The sequence below is a fragment of the Pelagerythrobacter marinus genome, from assembly GCF_034375205.1.
Lineage (GTDB): Bacteria > Pseudomonadota > Alphaproteobacteria > Sphingomonadales > Sphingomonadaceae > Pelagerythrobacter > Pelagerythrobacter marinus.
In genome coordinates this window covers 600,589-617,451 of the sequence record NZ_CP139719.1, presented here as the reverse complement: position 1 = coordinate 617,451, position 16,863 = coordinate 600,589, and the positions used below count along the sequence as shown (strand labels likewise).

Here is a 16,863-nt window from a genome sequence, read left to right as displayed (position 1 = left end):
GGTCCATCCCCGGCGGCGCCTTCGCCACAGATCGAGAGAGGGTGCGTGATCCGCGGAAGAACCTGGTCCACATCCGGATGGTTTTCGGCCGCCGCCCTGGCCTGCACGCTCGGGGTGTCCCCCGTTCTTGCAGCTTCTTCCCCGGACGAGCCCGGGGCTCTCACCATCGAAGCGGCCGCGCGAGAGGCCGTGGCCTGGCATCCCTCGGTCGAGGAGGCGGAGGCCGACCTTGCCGCCCGCGCCGAGGAGATCGACGTCGCCCGCGCCGGGTACCGGCCGAGCGTGGAAGCGGGCATAGGCAGCGGCTACGACAGTTTCGGCCCCAGCCGGTGGCGCCCGCGGGCCAACTTGTCGGTGACCCAGATGGTCCACGATTTCGGCAAGGTCCGCAGCGCCGTTTCCGCTGCGCGGGCCGGCACCCGGGCGGGCGAGGCGCGCCTGCTGATCGCCGTCGACGCCCTGGTGCGCGACACCGCCTACGCGGTGATCGAGCTGCAGCGCACGGCCGCCCTGCTCGCGATCGCGCTGGAGCAGCGCGAAAGCGTGCGCAGCATCAGCCGGCTGGTGCAATTGCGCTTCGAACGCGGCGCCGCGACCAAGGCAGACCTGCTGCAGGCCGACGCGCGGGTCCATTCCGCCCAGGCCACGATCGAACAGATCGAGGCGCAGCGCGAACGCTGGCAGACCACCCTCGCCCACCTGCTCGGCCGCGACCGCGCCCCGCCCGTCTCGCGCGGGTTTCCCCCCGCCCTCGCCCAGGCCTGCCGGCGCGGCGCCCCCGACTGGTCGGCGATTCCCGCGATCGACGAAGCGCGCGCCGAACGCGAAAGGGCCCGCGCCGAACTCGCCAGGGCGAAGGCCGAACGGATGCCCACGGTCTCGCTCGCGGTCGGGGGATCGACCGACATCCACGATCCCTTCGGCGATCGCGAGGATTACAATTTCGGGATCACCGTCTCGACCTCGCTCTACAACGGCGGGGCCAACCGGGCGCGGGCGCGCGGTGCCGCCCATGCCCTGGCCGCGGCGGACGCGGCCGAGGCGCGCGTGCGCAACGACGTCAGCCGCCTGCTGGACGAGGCGCGGCGCCAGGTCGCCAGCTTCGACCGGGTGATCGACACGCTCGTCTTCCGCGAGGCGTCGATGCGCGAGACGGGCAAGCTCTATCGCCTGCAATACCTGGAGATGGGCACCAAGACGCTGGTGGACCTGCTCAATGCCGAACAGGAACTGCACCAGGTGCGTTTCGACCTCGCGAATACCAGGCACGACCTGCGCCGCCTCCAGATCGATTGCCTGGTCACCTCGGGCGCGGCGCGCGAGGCCTTCGGCCTCGACCTCGCCGGCCGGCAGGAGACGATCGGATGACCGGCGCGCGCGATCCCGACGGGGCCTTCGACGCCCAGGCCTGGATCGATGCCATGCGCCAGGTCGCGCACCAGTATCGTCTGCAGGTCTCGGCCGAAACCGCCCGGCTGTCGGATCGCTGGCAGAAGGAGGAGGGGCGCGAACGCCGCATCCGCACGATCGCGCGCCATGCCGGTCTGCAGGTGAGCTTCGCCCGGCCCGGCGCGCAGGCGCTCTCGAGCTGGCGGCTGCCCGTCATCGCCGAACTGGCCGACGGCACGCTGGCCGTGGTGACGGCGATCGATGCCGAGGGGGTGGCGAGCCTGGCGATGACCGGCGAACGCGGGTTGCAACAGCGCATGGCCCGCGACGAACTGGTCGCCGCCAGCACCGTGTTCGTCGTCCCCCGGCCCGCCAGCGCCGTGCCCGATGCGCGGGTGGACACTTATATCCGGCCTTACGAGGAACACTGGCTTCGCCGCATCCTGCTGCGCGACCGGCGGATGTACGGCAGCGTCGTCGTCGCCTCGCTGGTCACCAATTCGCTCGCGCTGGCCGGGGTCCTGTTCTCGATGCAAGTTTACGACCGGGTCGTGCCGGCCGAATCCTTCCCCACGCTCTACGTCCTGTTCGCCGGGGTGATCGGGGCGATCGCCTTCGGCTTCGCGCTGACGCGCCTTCGCACGACGATCATCGACGTGCTGGGCCGCCGGGCGGACCTGCGCATATCGGACCGGGTCTTCGGCCATGCCCTGCGCGTGCGCAATGCCGACCGGCCGGCCTCGACCGGCACGTTCATCGCCCAGCTGCGCGACCTCGAGCAAGTGCGCGAACTGCTGACTTCGACCACGGTCGCCGCGATTGCCGACATCCCGTTCTTCCTCCTGTTCCTGGCCGTGTTCTGGTTCATCGCCGGGCCGCTCGCTCTCGTGCCGCTGTGCGCGATGGCGCTGCTGATCGTGCCCGGCTGGCTCGCCCAGCGGAAGCTGAGGGCCCATGCGACCGAGGCGATGCGCGAATCCTCGCTGCGCAACGCCCTGCTGGTCGAGGCCGTGCAGCGGAGCGAGGATATCAAGACGCTCCAGGCCGAAGAGCCTCTCCAGCGCCGGTGGAACGAATACAACGCCGTCGCCAGCGAAGCCCAGCTGAAGGTCCGCAGCCTGACGGGCGGCCTCACCGCCTGGGCGCAGAACATTCAGAACGCGGTCTATGCCACGATCGTGTTCTTCGGCGCGCCGATGGTGATCGCCGGGGACATGACCACCGGCGCGCTGGTCGGCGCCTCGATCCTGGGTTCGCGGATGATGGGGCCGATCGGCCAGGTCACCCAGGTTCTCAACCGCCTGCAGCAGGCACGCATCGGCATCCAGGGGGTGGACCAGATCATGGCCCTGCCGGTCGATGCGCCCGATGCCGAACAGCGCCTGCAGGCGCCCGCCATCCGCGGCGAGTTCGCCCTGCGCGCGGCCAAGTTCGCCTATGGCGAGGATACCGGGCCGCCCGCGCTGACCGTGCCCGAACTGGATATCGGCGCGGGCGAGAAAGTGGCCCTGCTGGGGCGCAACGGGGCCGGCAAGTCCACCCTGCTCCAGGCCCTGTCCGGCCTCCTGCCCCCCGTTTCGGGGGAGGTGCTGGTCGATGGCCTCGCCCTTCACCAGGTCGATCCGGCCGACGTGCGCCGCGATATCGGCCTGCTGGGCCAGAACAGCCGCCTGTTTCACGGCACCTTGCGCGACAACCTGACGCTGGGCGCGCCCGACGCCAGCGACGCGGAGATCGCGGCCGCGCTCGACATGGTGGGGGCCGGCGATTTCGTCCGGCGCACCCAGGCGGGCCTCGATTACGTGGTTCAGGAAGGCGGCGCGGGCCTGTCGGGCGGGCAGACCCAGGCCCTGCTGCTCGCGCGCCTGTTGCTGCGCGAACCCTCGGTCGTCCTGCTCGACGAACCGACCGCGGCGATGGACGAGGCGGCGGAACGACACTTCATCGAACGCTTCGGCCGCTGGAGCCGCAACCGCACGGTCGTGATCGCGACGCACCGGATGCGCGCGCTCGAGCTGGTGGACCGGATCGTCGTGCTGCACAACGGGCTGGTCACGCTGGACCAGCCGAAACAGGCCGCGCTTGCCCGGATGATCGGCCCGGGCGGGGCGAAGGGGAAAGCGGCATGAGCGCGCTTGCGGCCACCGACGACGACTGGCTCTTCGGCGAAGCGGGCGATCCGCGCCTGCAGCTGTCGAACCGGCTGGTCTGGACGCTGTGCAGCCTGTTCGCCGCGATCGTCGCCTGGGCGTGGTTCGCGACGCTGGACGAAGTGGCGACCGGCAGCGGGCGCGTCGTCCCGACGATGCGCGAACAGGTGATCGAATCGCTGGAAGGCGGCATCCTCGCCCGCCTGCACGTGAAGCAGGACGATATCGTCGAGGCCGGCCAGGTCCTGGCCCAGCTCGACCCCACGCAGGCCAGTTCCACTTTCGAGGAGAGCGCGGCCAAGTATCGCGCCGCCCTGGCCGCTTCGGCCCGTCTCGAGGCCGAAGTCGGCCGCGGCGCGCTGACCTTCCCGGCCGAGCTGGACGATTTCCCCGACCTCAAACGGGCGGAGCGCCGCCTCTACGACACGCGCCGCGCCAGCCTGAACGAATCGATCCGCCTGATCGACCAGTCGATCGCCCTGATCCGGCGCGAGGTCGCGATCGGGGAATCGCTGATCGAGGTCGGCGCGGCCAGCAATGTCGAGGTGATCCGCCTGCGCCGGCAATTGTCGGAACTGGAACTGAAGAAGGCGGACCTGCGATCGCAATACCTGGTCGAGGCGCGCCAGCAGCTGGCCAAGGCGAACGAGGAGGTCGAGGCGCTGGCGCCGATCGTGCGCGGCCGGTCGGACACGCTGGAACGGCTCACCTTGCGTTCCCCGGTCAAGGGCATCGTCAAGAGCATCCAGGTTTCGACCGTCGGCGGCGTGGTTCCGCCGAACGGGCGGCTGATGGAAATCATCCCGCTGGAAGACCAGCTGATGATCGAGGCGCGCATGTCCCCGCGCGACATCGCCTTCATCCATCCGGGCCAGCGCGCGACGGTGAAAGTCACTGCCTACGACTATTCCATCTACGGCGGGCTCGACGGCGAGGTGGCGACGATCTCGCCCGATACGATCCGCGACGAGGTCAACCCGGAGATCCACTATTACCGCGTGTTCATCCGCACCAGCGCCAATGCCCTCGTCAACGATGCGGGGGAACGGTTCCCGATCGGGCCCGGCATGATCACCACGGTGGACATCCACACGGGGCAGAAAACGGTGCTGCAATACCTGATGAAACCGATCAACCGTGCGCGGGAGGCCTTGCGCGAGCGATGAAGACCGACCTGTCCGGCCGCCTCGACCGCTTGCGCGCCGCCGCGCCGGCCATTGCCCCGGTGCGGGTGGAAGGGGCGCGGCTGGTCGTCCTGTTCTTCTCTTTCACCGATGGTTCGCGGCGCGCCGAAACGATCACCGCCACCGGGGCCACGCTGGACGAGGCCTGGGCGGCCGGGTCCGCGCAAGTCGCCGCCGCCGGGGCCGGGCACGACTGGCTGCGCGTGGACTGGGTCGACGCGGTCGAGCGGCGCACCTGGGCGGAGCTGAAAGCGGCCCTGCCCAATATCAAGCGGAACTATTTCCGCCTGGGCATCGCGCTCGACCCGCAGTTCCGCCATGCCTTCCTCGAAACCGAGCTCAACGCCAATGCCATGCTCTACGGCGGCAACCGCCAGCCCGGCGGGACGTTGAACGCAGCGAATTTCCGCCGCTACGCCGCGCTGCGGCACGGCCTCGAAGCAGTCGCCTTCGCCGAGGCGGAGCCGGTCTGGCTGTTCACCACGCGCGGCCTGTTCGCCGGCGACGACGGGAAGGTCCATCCGCTGAGCGGCGCCGGGCTGGATGCCGGGCGCCGGACCGTCGGGGAGCTGTCGCCGGAAAACGTCGGCGAGCTGATCGCGGCGGGCAGCCGGTACCTTGCCACGCAAGTGGGCGACGACGGCAGGTTCCACTACGGCTGGCACCCGTGCTTCGACCGCCCGATCCGCGCCTATAACGCGCTGCGCCACGCGAGCACCGTCTATGCCATGCTCGAAGCCTGGGAAGTCACCGGTGACGAGGGACTGGGACAGGCGATCGACCGCGCGCGCGGCTTCCTCGTGCGCGAGCTGATACGGCCCGGCAGGGCGGCCGGCGGCGAGGAGGCGGCCTTCCTCCTCGACGTCGGCAACGAGATCAAGCTGGGCGGCAACGCGGTCGCGATCCTCGCCCTGCTCAAGCACCACGAATTGACGGGAGACGCCGGAAGCCTCGCGCTGGCCTGCCGGCTCGGCCGCGGCATATTGCACATGCAGGACGGCGCGACGCGCAGTTTCAGCCATGTCCTCGCCTATCCATCGCTGGCCGAGAAAGAGCGTTTCCGCATCATCTATTACGATGGCGAGGCGGCGTTTGCGCTGATGCGCCTTCACGACGCCTCCGGCGAAGCGCGCTGGCTGGAGGCGGTTGAGCGCGCCTTCGAACATTTCATCGGGCAGGAACACTGGAAGGCGCACGATCACTGGCTGGGCTATGCCGTGAACGAACTGACCCGCCACCGTCCGGAAGAACGCTATTACCGCTTCGGCCTGGACAATGTCCGCGATCACCTGGGCTTCGTGCTCGAGCGCATCACGACCTTTCCCACGCTGCTCGAGCTGATGACCGCCGCCGAAAGCATGATCGCGCGGCTGCGGGGCGATCCGTCGCGCCGCCACCTGCTCGATTCGATCGACCTGGGCCGCTTCCACCGCGCGCTCGACCACCGCGCCCGCTACCTGCTCAACGGCCATTTCTGGCCCGAACTGGCAATGTTCTATGCCCGGCCGCGCAAGATCGCGGGCAGCTTCTTCATCCGGCACCACGCCTTCCGCATCCGGATCGACGACGTCGAACACTACCTGTCGGGCCTCGTCGCCTATCGCCGCCTGCTGCTGGCGCGCGCGGGGAAGGACGGGGCGAGGCATCGCCCGCCCGCGACCGAGGGCCGCCACTGGCGCCCCGCCGACCTGACCCGCGCGACCGGCGGCCGCTGGCTCCAGGCGCCGCGCGGCGACTGGTCGGCCAGCGGGCTGTGCATCGCCGCGCCGACGTTCCGCGAAGACGACATCGTCGCCCTGCGCTCCCCCGAAGGCAAGCCGGGCGGGGTTCCGCAGGCCGCCGCGGCGCAGCTGGCAGGCAAGGCCGCGGCCCTCGTCTGCGACGATCCGGGCCTGCTGCCGAAGGACGGGCCGCCCGCCCTCGTGGTCGAAAGCGCGGGGGACGCCGTGCTCGACCTGGGACGCTACGCCCGCGAGCGGATGCAAGGCAAGGTGATCGGGGTAACCGGCAGCGCGGGCAAGACCAGCACCGTCGCCATGCTCGCGCACGTGCTCGAGGCGTTCGGCCCGGTCGGGCGCACGCGGCACAACGCCAACCTGCCGCACGGCATCGCCTGGAACCTGGCCTCGATCCCGTGGGACACGCCCCACGCCGTGCTGGAGCTCGCGATCGGGCGGATGGCGCAGAATTCGCGCCTGGCGCGGCCCGACGTCGCGATCTTCACCAATGTCCTGCCCGCCCACCTCGAGTTCCACCGCGACCTGGCGACGATCGCCCGGCGGAAGAGCGCGATCTTTTCCGGCATGAGCCCCGGCGGGGTCGCGGTGCTCAATCGCGACATGGCCGAATGGGAACGGGTCCACCTGGCCGCGCGCGGCCGGGGCCTGCAAGTCATCCATTTCGGAACGTCGGAGGACTGCGACGTCCGGCTGATCGACCACGATCCGGCGACCGGCCGGGCCCGGGCCGAAGTGCACGGGCAGGCGGTGACGTTCACCCTCGGCGCTTCGGGCCGGCACATGGCGATCAACGCGCTGGCCGTCGTGGCCACGCTGGTCGCGCTCGACCGGCCGCTGGCCGCCGCCTTGCCGCAACTCGCCTCGTTCCATGCGCTCGCAGGGCGCGGACGCGAATTTGCAGCCCGGATCAACGGGGGCGAAGTCCTCGTGCTCGACGAGGCTTACAACGCCAATCCCGGGTCGATGGAGGCCGCGCTATCGCTCCTCGCCTCCAAGCGGCAGGCGCGGCGGCGGATCGCGGTGCTCGGCGAAATGGCCGAGCTGGGACCGGATGCCGCGCGCTATCACACCGCGCTCAGCGAACGGATCGCCGCCGCGCCGATCGACAAGGTCTTCGCACTGGGCCCGCTCTACGACGAGTTCTGGGCTCGCCTGCCGGAAAGCTGCAAGGCGGCCCATCCGCAAACGCTCGACGAACTGAAAAACGGTCTTCTTCGGGAACTGAACGCGGGGGACGCCGTTCTCGTCAAGGGGTCGCACAGCACTTGTTTGCACAAGATCGTGAACGAACTTCGTCTTGATACTTCATGAAGTAAATAAGTCCCAAAACTTAATCTGCGTTAATACTTTGTTGGGATACGGGGTTCAAATTCACGACATGGCTGAAATAGACATCAAATCCACCCTTCGGCATGATGTTTCTGTTTCCCCGACCGCCCGCCGAACGCTACGATCGCTGTCGGGCTCCGGGCGGGAGCAGCCGCCGGTCGACGGCGAACTGCTGGAGCTGGCCCGCCGGATCATGAAGGCGCGCAGCCGGATCGGCGACTTCGTTCCCCACAATCTGTTGAAGGACTGGGCCTGGGACATCCTTTTCGAGCTCTTCGTGAACGGAGAGGAAGGCGGGATCGTCTACGTCAAGCACCTGATGCTCAGCTGCAATACCACCCCCACGTCCGCCATGCGGATCATCGACCGGCTCGACGATGCGAACCTGCTCCGGCGCGAAGTGGACGAGCTGGATCATCGCAGGGTGATCGTCAGTCTTACCCCGCACGGCCGCAAGTTCATCCTGGCGCTGCTCGAGACCATCGGCGAGCGGGACGAGGAAGAAAGCGGCCACCGGGGGAACCTGGCCCCGCGCCCCTACCGCCCGCGGGGTTGACCGGCCGGGGCAAGTCCCGGCTCGGCCCGCCGATCGCACCGCGCACCGGCCGGGCCCGGCGCCGGAGCCCGCCTGCGAGGAATTCTTTCGGAACGGCCGGCGGCCCTCCGGTTTCCTCTAGGTAATCGGGATTTCGCAACGGAGCGCGCCGATGGCTGAGACGGTATCCGAAATACCTGCGATCGCTGCCCTGCCCTACCCCTGGGATGCGCTTGCCCTCGCGGCAGGCGCATCGCTGGTCGCGCTGGGGCTGCACTGGCTGGCCTTCCGCATGATGCGACGGCTCGCGCGGCGCAGCGACAGCGGATCGGACGATGTCCTGCTGCGCAAGCTGGCCCAGCCGACCCGCGTCGCGGTGGTCGCGCTGGCGCTGATCGTCGTCGCGCGCGAGTTTCCGCGGCTGGAGCAGGTATGGCAGAAAGTCGCCAGCTTCGTGATGCCGGCCCTCGTCGGCTGGATCGCCTTCGCCATACTCCACGCCCTCGTCGAAACGATGAAGATGCGGGCGGACATCGACGTCGCCGACAATCTCGCCGCCCGGCGCCGGCGGACCAAGCTGACGATGTTCAGCCGTATCGCGACGTTCGTGATCGTGTTCATCACCGTCGGCCTGATCCTGCTTTCGATCCCCGGCATCCGCGAGATCGGGGTGACGCTGATCGCCTCGGCCGGGCTGGCCGGCCTGGCGGTCGGCGCCGCGGCCCAGCCGGCGCTGAAATCGCTGATCGCCGGCGTCCAGATGGCCCTGACCGAGCCGATCAATATCGACGACGTGGTGATCGTCGACGGCGAGTGGGGACGGATCGAGGAAATCCGCACGACATATGTCGTGGTGAAGATCTGGGACGAGCGCCGGCTGATCGTGCCCACCTCGCATTTCCTGGAGGAAACCTTCCAGAACTGGACCAAGAAGACCGCCCAGCTTCTCGGCACGGTGGTCCTCTATCTCGATCCGGCCGCCAGAATCGGCCCGATCCGCGCCGAGTTCGAACGCCAGATCAAGGCCAACGAGCGGTGGGACGGGCGGGTCCAGGTCGCGCAGGTGACCGAGACTCACCGCGACGCGATCGAACTGCGCCTGCTGATGAGCGCGGCGGATTCGGGCACCTTGTTCGACCTGCGGTGCGACATTCGCGAGGGGATGCTCGAATGGATCGCAGGCAACTGCCCCGGCGCCTTCGCCCGCCTGCGACTGGCCGGCGGCGACCCGATCGAGCTCGAACTCGCCCGCCGCAGCGCGGCCTGACCGGCCGCTCCCCGCACGCGTGGCGCCGAACAAGGTTGCGCCGGACGCGGCCTCGCGGCGCGCGTCCGGCGCCCCGCGGGCCGTTTGAGGCGGCCAGCGGCTCAGGAGCCGTCAACTCGCGCGGGCGCGGACCATGATCGTGCGGCTGTCGACCCGGACCGGCTCCAGCCCTTCCTCGCGCAGGAGGCGATCGAGCGCCTGCTCCACGGTCATGCGTCCGCGAACGGGCTGCGCCATCGCCCGGTCGATACGCGGGTCGTTATAGACGATGTTGAGCCCGGACGCGCGCGCGATGGCGCGCAGCGTGGTTTCCATGCGGCCGCGCGGGATGTCGAACTCCAGCGCGGTGTGCAAACGCGGCAGGGCGGTGTTGGCCGCGACCCTGGCCGGCCGCCTGTCGTCGGCGGGCGCGGCGGCGCGGGGCCCCTGGGCCACCGGCTCGCAGCGATCGTCGGCCGGGTCGCAAGCCCCCTCGCCATAGCCGGTCACGCGGACTTCGATGATCGAGGGCGTCGTCGCCGCATTGCTGCGCCGCACCGCCTCCAGCGTTTCCTTCAGCGCGGCGCCGCCCTGCAGCGCCTTGGCCCCGGCATCGTCGACGTCGAGCGAGGTCGGCGGCGCGGCCGGCGCTTCGGGAAGCCCCGTGGTGCGCCCGATGACGTCGATGTTGTCGGCACCGAGGATCTCGATCGCGAAGACGTTGAGATTGCCCGACACCCGGATCCCCGCATCGCCGGCATCGATGATGCCGTGATTGGCCACCAGGTCGATGTCGGCCGGCGCGACCCCCGCGGTGGTCGCCAGCGTGCCGATCCCGGCCCCGGTCGGCAGCCCTGCGGGCGAACGCGTGAGGTTCGCGATATCGTCCACCGCGCGGTCGTAATAAGGCGGGCTGAGCGAGGTCTTCGCGCCGTTCCCCGCGGCGATGTTGCCGTAGGAGGACCACATCATGATATTGCCGCCCTGGGTCGTGAGCACGCGCGACTGGTTCACGTCGGTATCGCCGTGGGTGAGGATGTTCACTTCGCCGCCGCCCTGGGTGACGACACCGGCGCGCAGGGCATCGCCCTGGATGTTGCCCTCCGACGGCTGGCCGGTCTGTTCCGCGCTGGCGGCGGCACTGGCCAGCCGGAAGAAACCGCCGGGCACGACGACCGAGACGTTTCCGCCATTGTTCGACAGGACGCGGCTGGCGAAAGTTTCGAAATTGCCTTCCCAGCGCAGCGCCCCTCGCCTTCGGCAGCCTCTTTCTCCGCCCCGGGATAGAGCGTGCCGATGGCGGTATAGCCGCGCCCCACCGACCCCTGCCGCTCGCTGTCGGGATCGTTCGCCTCGCGGCTGGCCGTGCGCAGTTCCAGGAACAGGACCGAGCGGTAGAAGGGTGCCTTATAAACGGTGTCCAGCCCTTCCCAATATTCGAGCGCTTCGGGCAGATATTCGCGCTGTTCGCTTGCGCTTTCCAGCGGGGCCAGGCCCTGAAGCCCGCGCACGTAGTTGACCAGTCCCTCGCGCCGTTCGGGCACGAAGAAAGCCCCGTCGAGTCCCTGTTCCGTCGCTTCGGCGGCGGAATAGCGGGGGACGAGCGCATCGAACGGCGTTTCCTTGCCCGCCGGCAACCGCACCCAGTAATCCCAGGCCTGGTCAAGGTAAGCCCGCTGCGCCGCCTCGTCTGCAAGCGGCTCCAGGCCCTGGAGCGAACGGACATAGTTGACGAAGCCGCCGGCGAGGCCGCCGTCGACCAGTTCCACGCCCGAGCCGTTGCCGCGGGCATAGAAACGATCGAACAGGTAGATCGGCAACTGCTCCCCATCGCCCGCCTCGGCGAGCAGGTAGTCCTCCATCGCGCCGATGTTGGCCGGATCGAAATAGGCGGATTCGAAATCCGCGTAGGCGGGCTGTTCGTTGTAGCCGACGCTGATCGCGATGTCGGCCGCCTTCATGTTCGGATCCAGCGGAACGTTGACGTAGCCGCCGAACCCGCCTCGCGCGACGTCGTAGAGGATATCGGTCGTGATCCCTTCGGAATTGCTCGGGATCCACAAGTCGCCCCCGGCCTCGATCTCGAGCGCACCGGGCCCGCGAACGTGGAGCTGGCTGCCGTAGCCGAGATAGATATCGCCGGTCTCGTGGAAGGTGCCGAAGTAAATCCCGCCGCCCGCGGTCACCTGGCTGACATCGCCCGGATTGTTGTGCTGGACGATGGCATTGGGGAAATAGACGTCCCCGCCCGCCTTCATCCACAACTGCTCGGTCGAGGTGATCCCGCCGATGGTGACCAGATCGCCTTCCGCGGCGTAGATCCGGCTGGGCACCAGGTCGCCTTCGTGCAGCATCAGGTGGCGTTCGTCCAGGAGGCCGTAGATGTCCTGGTAATAGGAATCGACCCAATAGACCCCGTCGTCCTTGATCTGGCTCATCATGTAGATGCCCAGCAAGGTGGAGCGATAGTTGTTCTGGTGGGTGGCAAGCCGCCACGCGTGATCCCGCTCAGACCGGCCATCGATCGGCACCGCATCCTCGAACCGGTCGTAGTGGCCGATCCGCACATTGCCGCGCGCCAGGATGTCGAGGTTGCCGTGCTGGGCCGGGGTCATCCGAAAGCCGCCCTCGACGTTCACGTCACCGCCGGCGGCGATCATCGAGACGGTACCCGCCCAGATCTGTCCGCCGTCGAACGGCGGTGCATTGATGCCGTCGTTCGCGTTCAGGTAATAGGGCATACCCGCCGCATTGTGCATCGCCGCCGAAACGATGTTGTAATCGTTGTTCCAGGCGCTGATGTCTCCGCCGGCCGAGTAGAAGGCAACCGACGCATCGGCGCCGCCATAGGCGGCCTCCACGTGAAGGTCGCCCGCAGCCTCGACCCGCAAGGTGCCCGCTTCCCCGGCATCGAAGAAGGCGTGGAGCGGGTATCCGCGCAGCACATCGGTCGGGTCGCGATCCCAGTGGCAGCGGTCGTTGGTGATGCTGCAGTCGGCATAGGGCGCCTGCGGATCGCCGGTGAAGAAATCGTCGCTATAGGTTTTCACTTCGCTGCCCGCGACGATGCTGCCCCCGCTGGTGACGATACCCTGGCCGGTGGCCTGATAGATTCCGCCGGCGATATCGCCACCCGCCCGGACCGCAAGATCGTGCGCGGCGACCGTCAGGTTGTGAATGGCGCCGCCGGCATCGATGCTGGCCCGGCCATCGGTCACGATATCGGTCACGACCGTCTTCGCCACTGCATCGTGCGCGGCGATGTCGCGCCCCACGGCGATCAGGATATCGCCGCCCGCGCCGCTCGTGCGGATCGACGAGGGGCGCTGTTCCAGCACCAGGTCCCGCGCGGCGGCAACGATCACGCTGCCCGCAACCACCGAGTATCCGACCGGATCGTACGTCTGCACTTTGCCGCGATAGTATTCGGCCTCCCCACCGTAACGCTGCCCCATGATCCAGGGATGGTGCGCGCGCGCGTAGATGTCCGTATCGGCATAGTCGCTTGCGCCATCGGCATAGCGCACCAGCTGCTTCTCGCCGCTATCGTCGAAGTAATAGTAGAAGCCGGTGGCGAAATCGCGGTCGAGCTCGGCACCGAGCGAACCGTCGGCATTGACGTATCGCAGCTCGGATTCCTGCCCGTTGACGCGCAGGTAATAAGGCGCCGCCGCAACCGGGCTCGTCGGTACGTCCAGGACGACATCGCGGAAGATCTCGGGATAGTCCCTGCCAAGGAAGCGCACCAGTCGCTGGAAAGCCTCCCTGCCGGTGGCATTCCCGTCGTGATAGCCGGTGGGGCCGTAACCGATGGCGCGATATTCGGCCTTGTCCGCATCGGCGATGCTGTCGATGAACCGGGCATCGATCAGCGCTTCGAGATTCTGGACGGCGGCCTGCGCTATCGCCTGGCGGAATCGCTCAATGTCTCGGCCGGCCTGTTCGAACTGCGCAAGCCCTATTTCACCCTCGACGCCGGCGACCGGTTCGGCCCCTTGGGCGAAACGCGCAACCGCGGGGCGGAATTTTCGCTCGCGGGCGCGGTCACCCCGCGGCTGAACGTCGTCGCGGGGGTCGTCGTGCTCGAACCGCGGGTGACCGGGATCGAGGACGCGCAGACCCCGATCGGCTCGCGCCCGGTCGGCCTGCCGGCGCGATCGGCCGAGCTCAATCTCGACTGGCGCACGCCGTTCGAAGGCCTCTCGCTCGATGCCGGCATCTCCCACGACGGCGCCGTTCCCGCGCGGGTGGACAATGCCGTGTGGATCCCGGCGCGCACGATCGTGAACCTCGGCGCCCGCTATCGCTTCCGGATCGCCGGGCGCGATACGACGCTGCGCGTCCAGGCGCTCAATATCGGGGACGTCTACGGTTTCGCGCTGAGGGGGGCCGGCGCCTACGCGCCGATCGCGGGGCGCAGGGTCTCGGCCTACCTGACGATCGATCTCTGATCGGGCGAAGGGCGGGCATCCGCCGCCAGCCCGCGGGCCTTGCATCGCGAGGCCCGAACGCATACCCATAATGATATGTTGTAACCTTACTGAACAAGCGACGAGCAATGGACGTTCAAACCCTTCCCCGCATGATCGATGGCCCTGCCCCGGCCGCGCTTCGCGCGATTCAACGCCCCGAATGCCAGCTCGCGATCTGGCGCCGCGAGCCGCCTTTCGCGATCGGCGAATGGCTGGCCGGCGAACCGGGCGATGTCCGCCTGACGACCGCGCTGCCGGATCTCGCACGCAGGGTGGATGGCGCGCTGGGCGAAGCGGGCTTTGCCGGTGGCGCGCCGCGCCAGGCGCTGGTCGACGACGTGGCCGACATGGCCGAGCATTTCGCGGCGCTCGCCGGCACCCGCGCCGTGGAGGTGCGGCTGTCGGTGGTGGAGACGAATTCGTGCCGCAAGTTCCACGCCGACTGGGTCACGATGCGCCTTATCACGACCTATACCGGGGCCGGCACGCAATGGGTGACGCCCGCCGACGCGGAGCGGATCGCCGCCGGGCAGGAGCCATTGGCGATCCGCGCGCTCGCCCCCGGCGACGTGGGGATCTTCAGGGGGCGCCTGGCCGCGGGCCGCCCCGCCGTCCACCGGTCGCCTCCGATCGCGGGGACCGGGATGCGCCGGCTCCTTCTGGTCATCGATCCTGCCGGGGAGGCGGACTAAAACGGCGCAGGCCGGGGGCACGGCGCCGCGCCCGCGCTTGCGCGAGAAGGCGCAGGGGGAACGCCGCCGGGCGGGCTGGACCATCGCGCCAGAACCGTTACCAATAGACGCGAGGATGGGAGGAACACGATGAAACATGCCCTGGCCGCCGGCCTGATTGCCCTGGCGACGCCGGCTTTCGCGGCACCGGCTTTCGCTGCCCCGGATCCCGCTTCACGGGGCGAGGCCGATAGCGAGGCAGAAGCCGCCGCGCCCAAGCCGGCGGCGGTCGTGGCCGACGGCATCCCGCCCGTCCCGCAGGAACTGGTCGAGGCGACCCGTCCCTATTTCGAATACCGCACGGCCAGCTTCTCCGAATGGGATCCGGAAACGCGGGCCATGTTCGTCGCGACCCGGTTCGGCGACACGACCCAGCTCCACCGCGTGGCCGCGCCCGGGGCCGCGCGTTCGCAGCTCACTTTCGAAGCGGAGCCGATCCGCGGCGTCTCGGTCTCCCCGGGGGCCGGCGACGTCAAGCTGGTTTCCAAGGACATCGGCGGCAACGAGTTCTACCAGATCTATCGCCTCGTGGACGGCCGGCTGGAGCTGCTGACCGACGGCACGAGCCGCAACGGACTGGGCGCGTGGATGGACGACGGGTCGATGGTCGCCTTCAGCTCGACCCGGCGCAACGGGCGCGACACCGACCTTTACCTGATGGACCCGCGCGACCCGTCCACCACGCGGATGCTCGCGCAGCGCGAGGGCGGCGGCTGGTTCGTCGCCGACTTCACCCCCGATGGCGGGACCGCACTGGTCGGCAACTATATCTCGGTCACCGAGATGGAGCTTTACGAGGTGGACGTCGCCAGCGGCGCGATCGAGCGGCTGACGCCCGAAGGCACGCCGGTCGCCTTCAGCGGATTGCAATACGCGCCCGACGGCCGCCTCTGGGTGGCGAGCGACCACGGGGCCGAGTTCAAGCGCCTCGGCATCTTCGACCGCGAAACCGCCCGGTTCGAACCCCTGGTGGAGGAACCCTGGGACATCGTCGGCTTCGACATTTCGGAAGACGGCGGGACCATCGCCTACGAGGTCAACGCCGCCGGGCAGTCGCAGCTGAAGCTCTACGACGTCCCCACCGGCGAGGTGCGCGAGGTTGCCCTGCCCCCCGGGACCGTCGGCGGGATCGAGTTCGCGCCCTGGGGGGAACTGGGCTTCACCCTCGTCTCCAACCGCGGCGCGGCCGATGCCTACAGCGTCGATCCGGCCACGCTGGAGCTGACCCGCTGGACCACCAGCGAGATGGGCGGGCTCGACCCCGAGGCGAACGTCCTGCCGAGCCTGGTCGAGATCGAGAGCTTCGACGGCGAGGCGATGTCCGGCTTCCTCTACATGCCCGACCCGGCCCGCCATCCGGGGCCGCGGCCCTTGCTGGTCAATATCCACGGGGGGCCCGAAGGCCAGTCCACCGCCACTTTCCTGGGGCGGAACAACTACCTGATCAACGAGCTGGGCATCGCGATATTCTATCCCAACGTGCGCGGATCGACCGGCTTCGGCAAGCGGTTCGTCGGCCTCGACAACGGCCCCTTCCGGCGCGAGGATTCGGTGCGCGACATCGGCGCCTTCCTCGATCGGCTGGAGCAGGACCCGCGGATCGACGCGCAGCGCATCGGCGTGACCGGCGGATCGTATGGCGGGTACATGTGCTACGCCAGCGCGATCGCCTATGGCGACCGGCTGCGGGGCGCGAACTGCATCGTCGCGATTTCCGATTTCGTGACGTTCCTCGAGAACACGCAGGATTACCGGCGCGACCTTCGCCGGGTCGAATATGGCGACGAGCGCGATCCGCGGCAGCGCGCCAAGCTGAAGGAAATCAGCCCGCTGACGCGCGCCGACCAGATCCGCATCCCCCTGATGGTGGCAACCGGGGCGAACGACCCGCGCGTGCCGGCGTCGGAGGCCGACCAGATCATCGCCGCCGTGCGCGCCAACGGGCGCGAGGCCTGGCATTTCCTCGCGCAGAACGAGGGGCATGGTTTCGCGAAGAAGGAAAACGCCGATTACTTCCTGTGGTCGAGCATCCTGTTCTGGCAGCGCCACCTGCTCGACTGAACGCGCGCCCGGATGCCCGTGAAACCG

Annotated in this window: 11 protein-coding genes; 9 read left to right on the top strand and 2 right to left on the bottom strand. The window is 68.8% G+C overall.

Features of this window, described 5'->3' with window-relative positions; genetic code table 11:
* Nucleotides 1–189: 189 nt before the first annotated feature.
* The 6 genes from T8T98_RS02825 to T8T98_RS02800 all read left to right on the top strand — a co-directional run bounded on the left by T8T98_RS02825 (nucleotide 190) and on the right by T8T98_RS02800 (nucleotide 9,593).
* A complete protein-coding gene (locus T8T98_RS02825; RefSeq protein WP_251104120.1) occupies nucleotides 190–1,368 on the top strand; it encodes a TolC family protein in 1,179 nt (392 codons plus the stop codon).
* On the top strand, nucleotides 1,365–3,518 hold the full coding sequence (locus T8T98_RS02820) for a type I secretion system permease/ATPase (RefSeq protein WP_251104121.1): 2,154 nt from the start codon (nucleotides 1,365–1,367) through the stop codon (nucleotides 3,516–3,518). The genes T8T98_RS02825 and T8T98_RS02820 overlap by 4 nt, the downstream gene beginning before the upstream one ends.
* Nucleotides 3,515–4,705 carry an HlyD family type I secretion periplasmic adaptor subunit gene (locus T8T98_RS02815; protein ID WP_160732082.1) on the top strand — a complete coding sequence of 397 codons (1,191 nt, stop codon included), beginning with the start codon at nucleotides 3,515–3,517 and terminating at the stop codon, nucleotides 4,703–4,705. Before T8T98_RS02820 ends, T8T98_RS02815 begins: the two co-directional genes overlap by 4 nt.
* Nucleotides 4,702–7,773, top strand: coding sequence for a Mur ligase family protein (locus T8T98_RS02810; RefSeq protein ID WP_251104122.1), 3,072 nt, complete (start codon nucleotides 4,702–4,704; stop codon nucleotides 7,771–7,773). Before T8T98_RS02815 ends, T8T98_RS02810 begins: the two co-directional genes overlap by 4 nt.
* 67 nt (nucleotides 7,774–7,840) lie before the next feature.
* Entirely contained in the window at nucleotides 7,841–8,347 is a 507-nt protein-coding gene (locus tag T8T98_RS02805) for a MarR family winged helix-turn-helix transcriptional regulator (protein WP_251104123.1), read from the top strand.
* Between the two features lie 151 nt (nucleotides 8,348–8,498).
* Nucleotides 8,499–9,593 carry a mechanosensitive ion channel family protein gene (locus T8T98_RS02800; protein ID WP_251104124.1) on the top strand — a complete coding sequence of 365 codons (1,095 nt, stop codon included), beginning with the start codon at nucleotides 8,499–8,501 and terminating at the stop codon, nucleotides 9,591–9,593.
* A 111-nt stretch (nucleotides 9,594–9,704) separates the two neighbouring features.
* Here T8T98_RS02800 and T8T98_RS02795 read toward each other — a convergent pair whose 3' ends face one another.
* Together T8T98_RS02795 and T8T98_RS02790 are read right to left on the bottom strand one after the other, a co-directional pair.
* Nucleotides 9,705–10,541, bottom strand: a complete 837-nt coding sequence (locus tag T8T98_RS02795; RefSeq protein WP_322295897.1) for a filamentous haemagglutinin family protein — start codon at nucleotides 10,539–10,541, stop codon at nucleotides 9,705–9,707.
* A 71-nt stretch (nucleotides 10,542–10,612) separates the two neighbouring features.
* Nucleotides 10,613–13,318 (bottom strand): hypothetical protein, encoded by a 2,706-nt coding sequence (locus T8T98_RS02790; RefSeq protein WP_322295802.1) that lies wholly within the window; start codon nucleotides 13,316–13,318, stop codon nucleotides 10,613–10,615.
* 39 nt (nucleotides 13,319–13,357) lie between these two features.
* Between T8T98_RS02790 and T8T98_RS02785 the strand changes: the two genes are divergently transcribed.
* From T8T98_RS02785 to T8T98_RS02775, 3 genes are all read left to right on the top strand, one after another.
* Nucleotides 13,358–14,023 carry a TonB-dependent receptor domain-containing protein gene (locus T8T98_RS02785; protein WP_322295801.1) on the top strand — a complete coding sequence of 222 codons (666 nt, stop codon included), beginning with the start codon at nucleotides 13,358–13,360 and terminating at the stop codon, nucleotides 14,021–14,023.
* A gap of 107 nt (nucleotides 14,024–14,130) precedes the next feature.
* On the top strand, nucleotides 14,131–14,736 hold the full coding sequence (locus T8T98_RS02780) for a DUF1826 domain-containing protein (protein WP_251104127.1): 606 nt from the start codon (nucleotides 14,131–14,133) through the stop codon (nucleotides 14,734–14,736).
* Nucleotides 14,737–14,865: 129 nt separating this feature from the next.
* Nucleotides 14,866–16,836, top strand: a complete 1,971-nt coding sequence (locus T8T98_RS02775; protein WP_251104128.1) for a S9 family peptidase — start codon at nucleotides 14,866–14,868, stop codon at nucleotides 16,834–16,836.
* Nucleotides 16,837–16,863 lie beyond the last annotated feature (27 nt).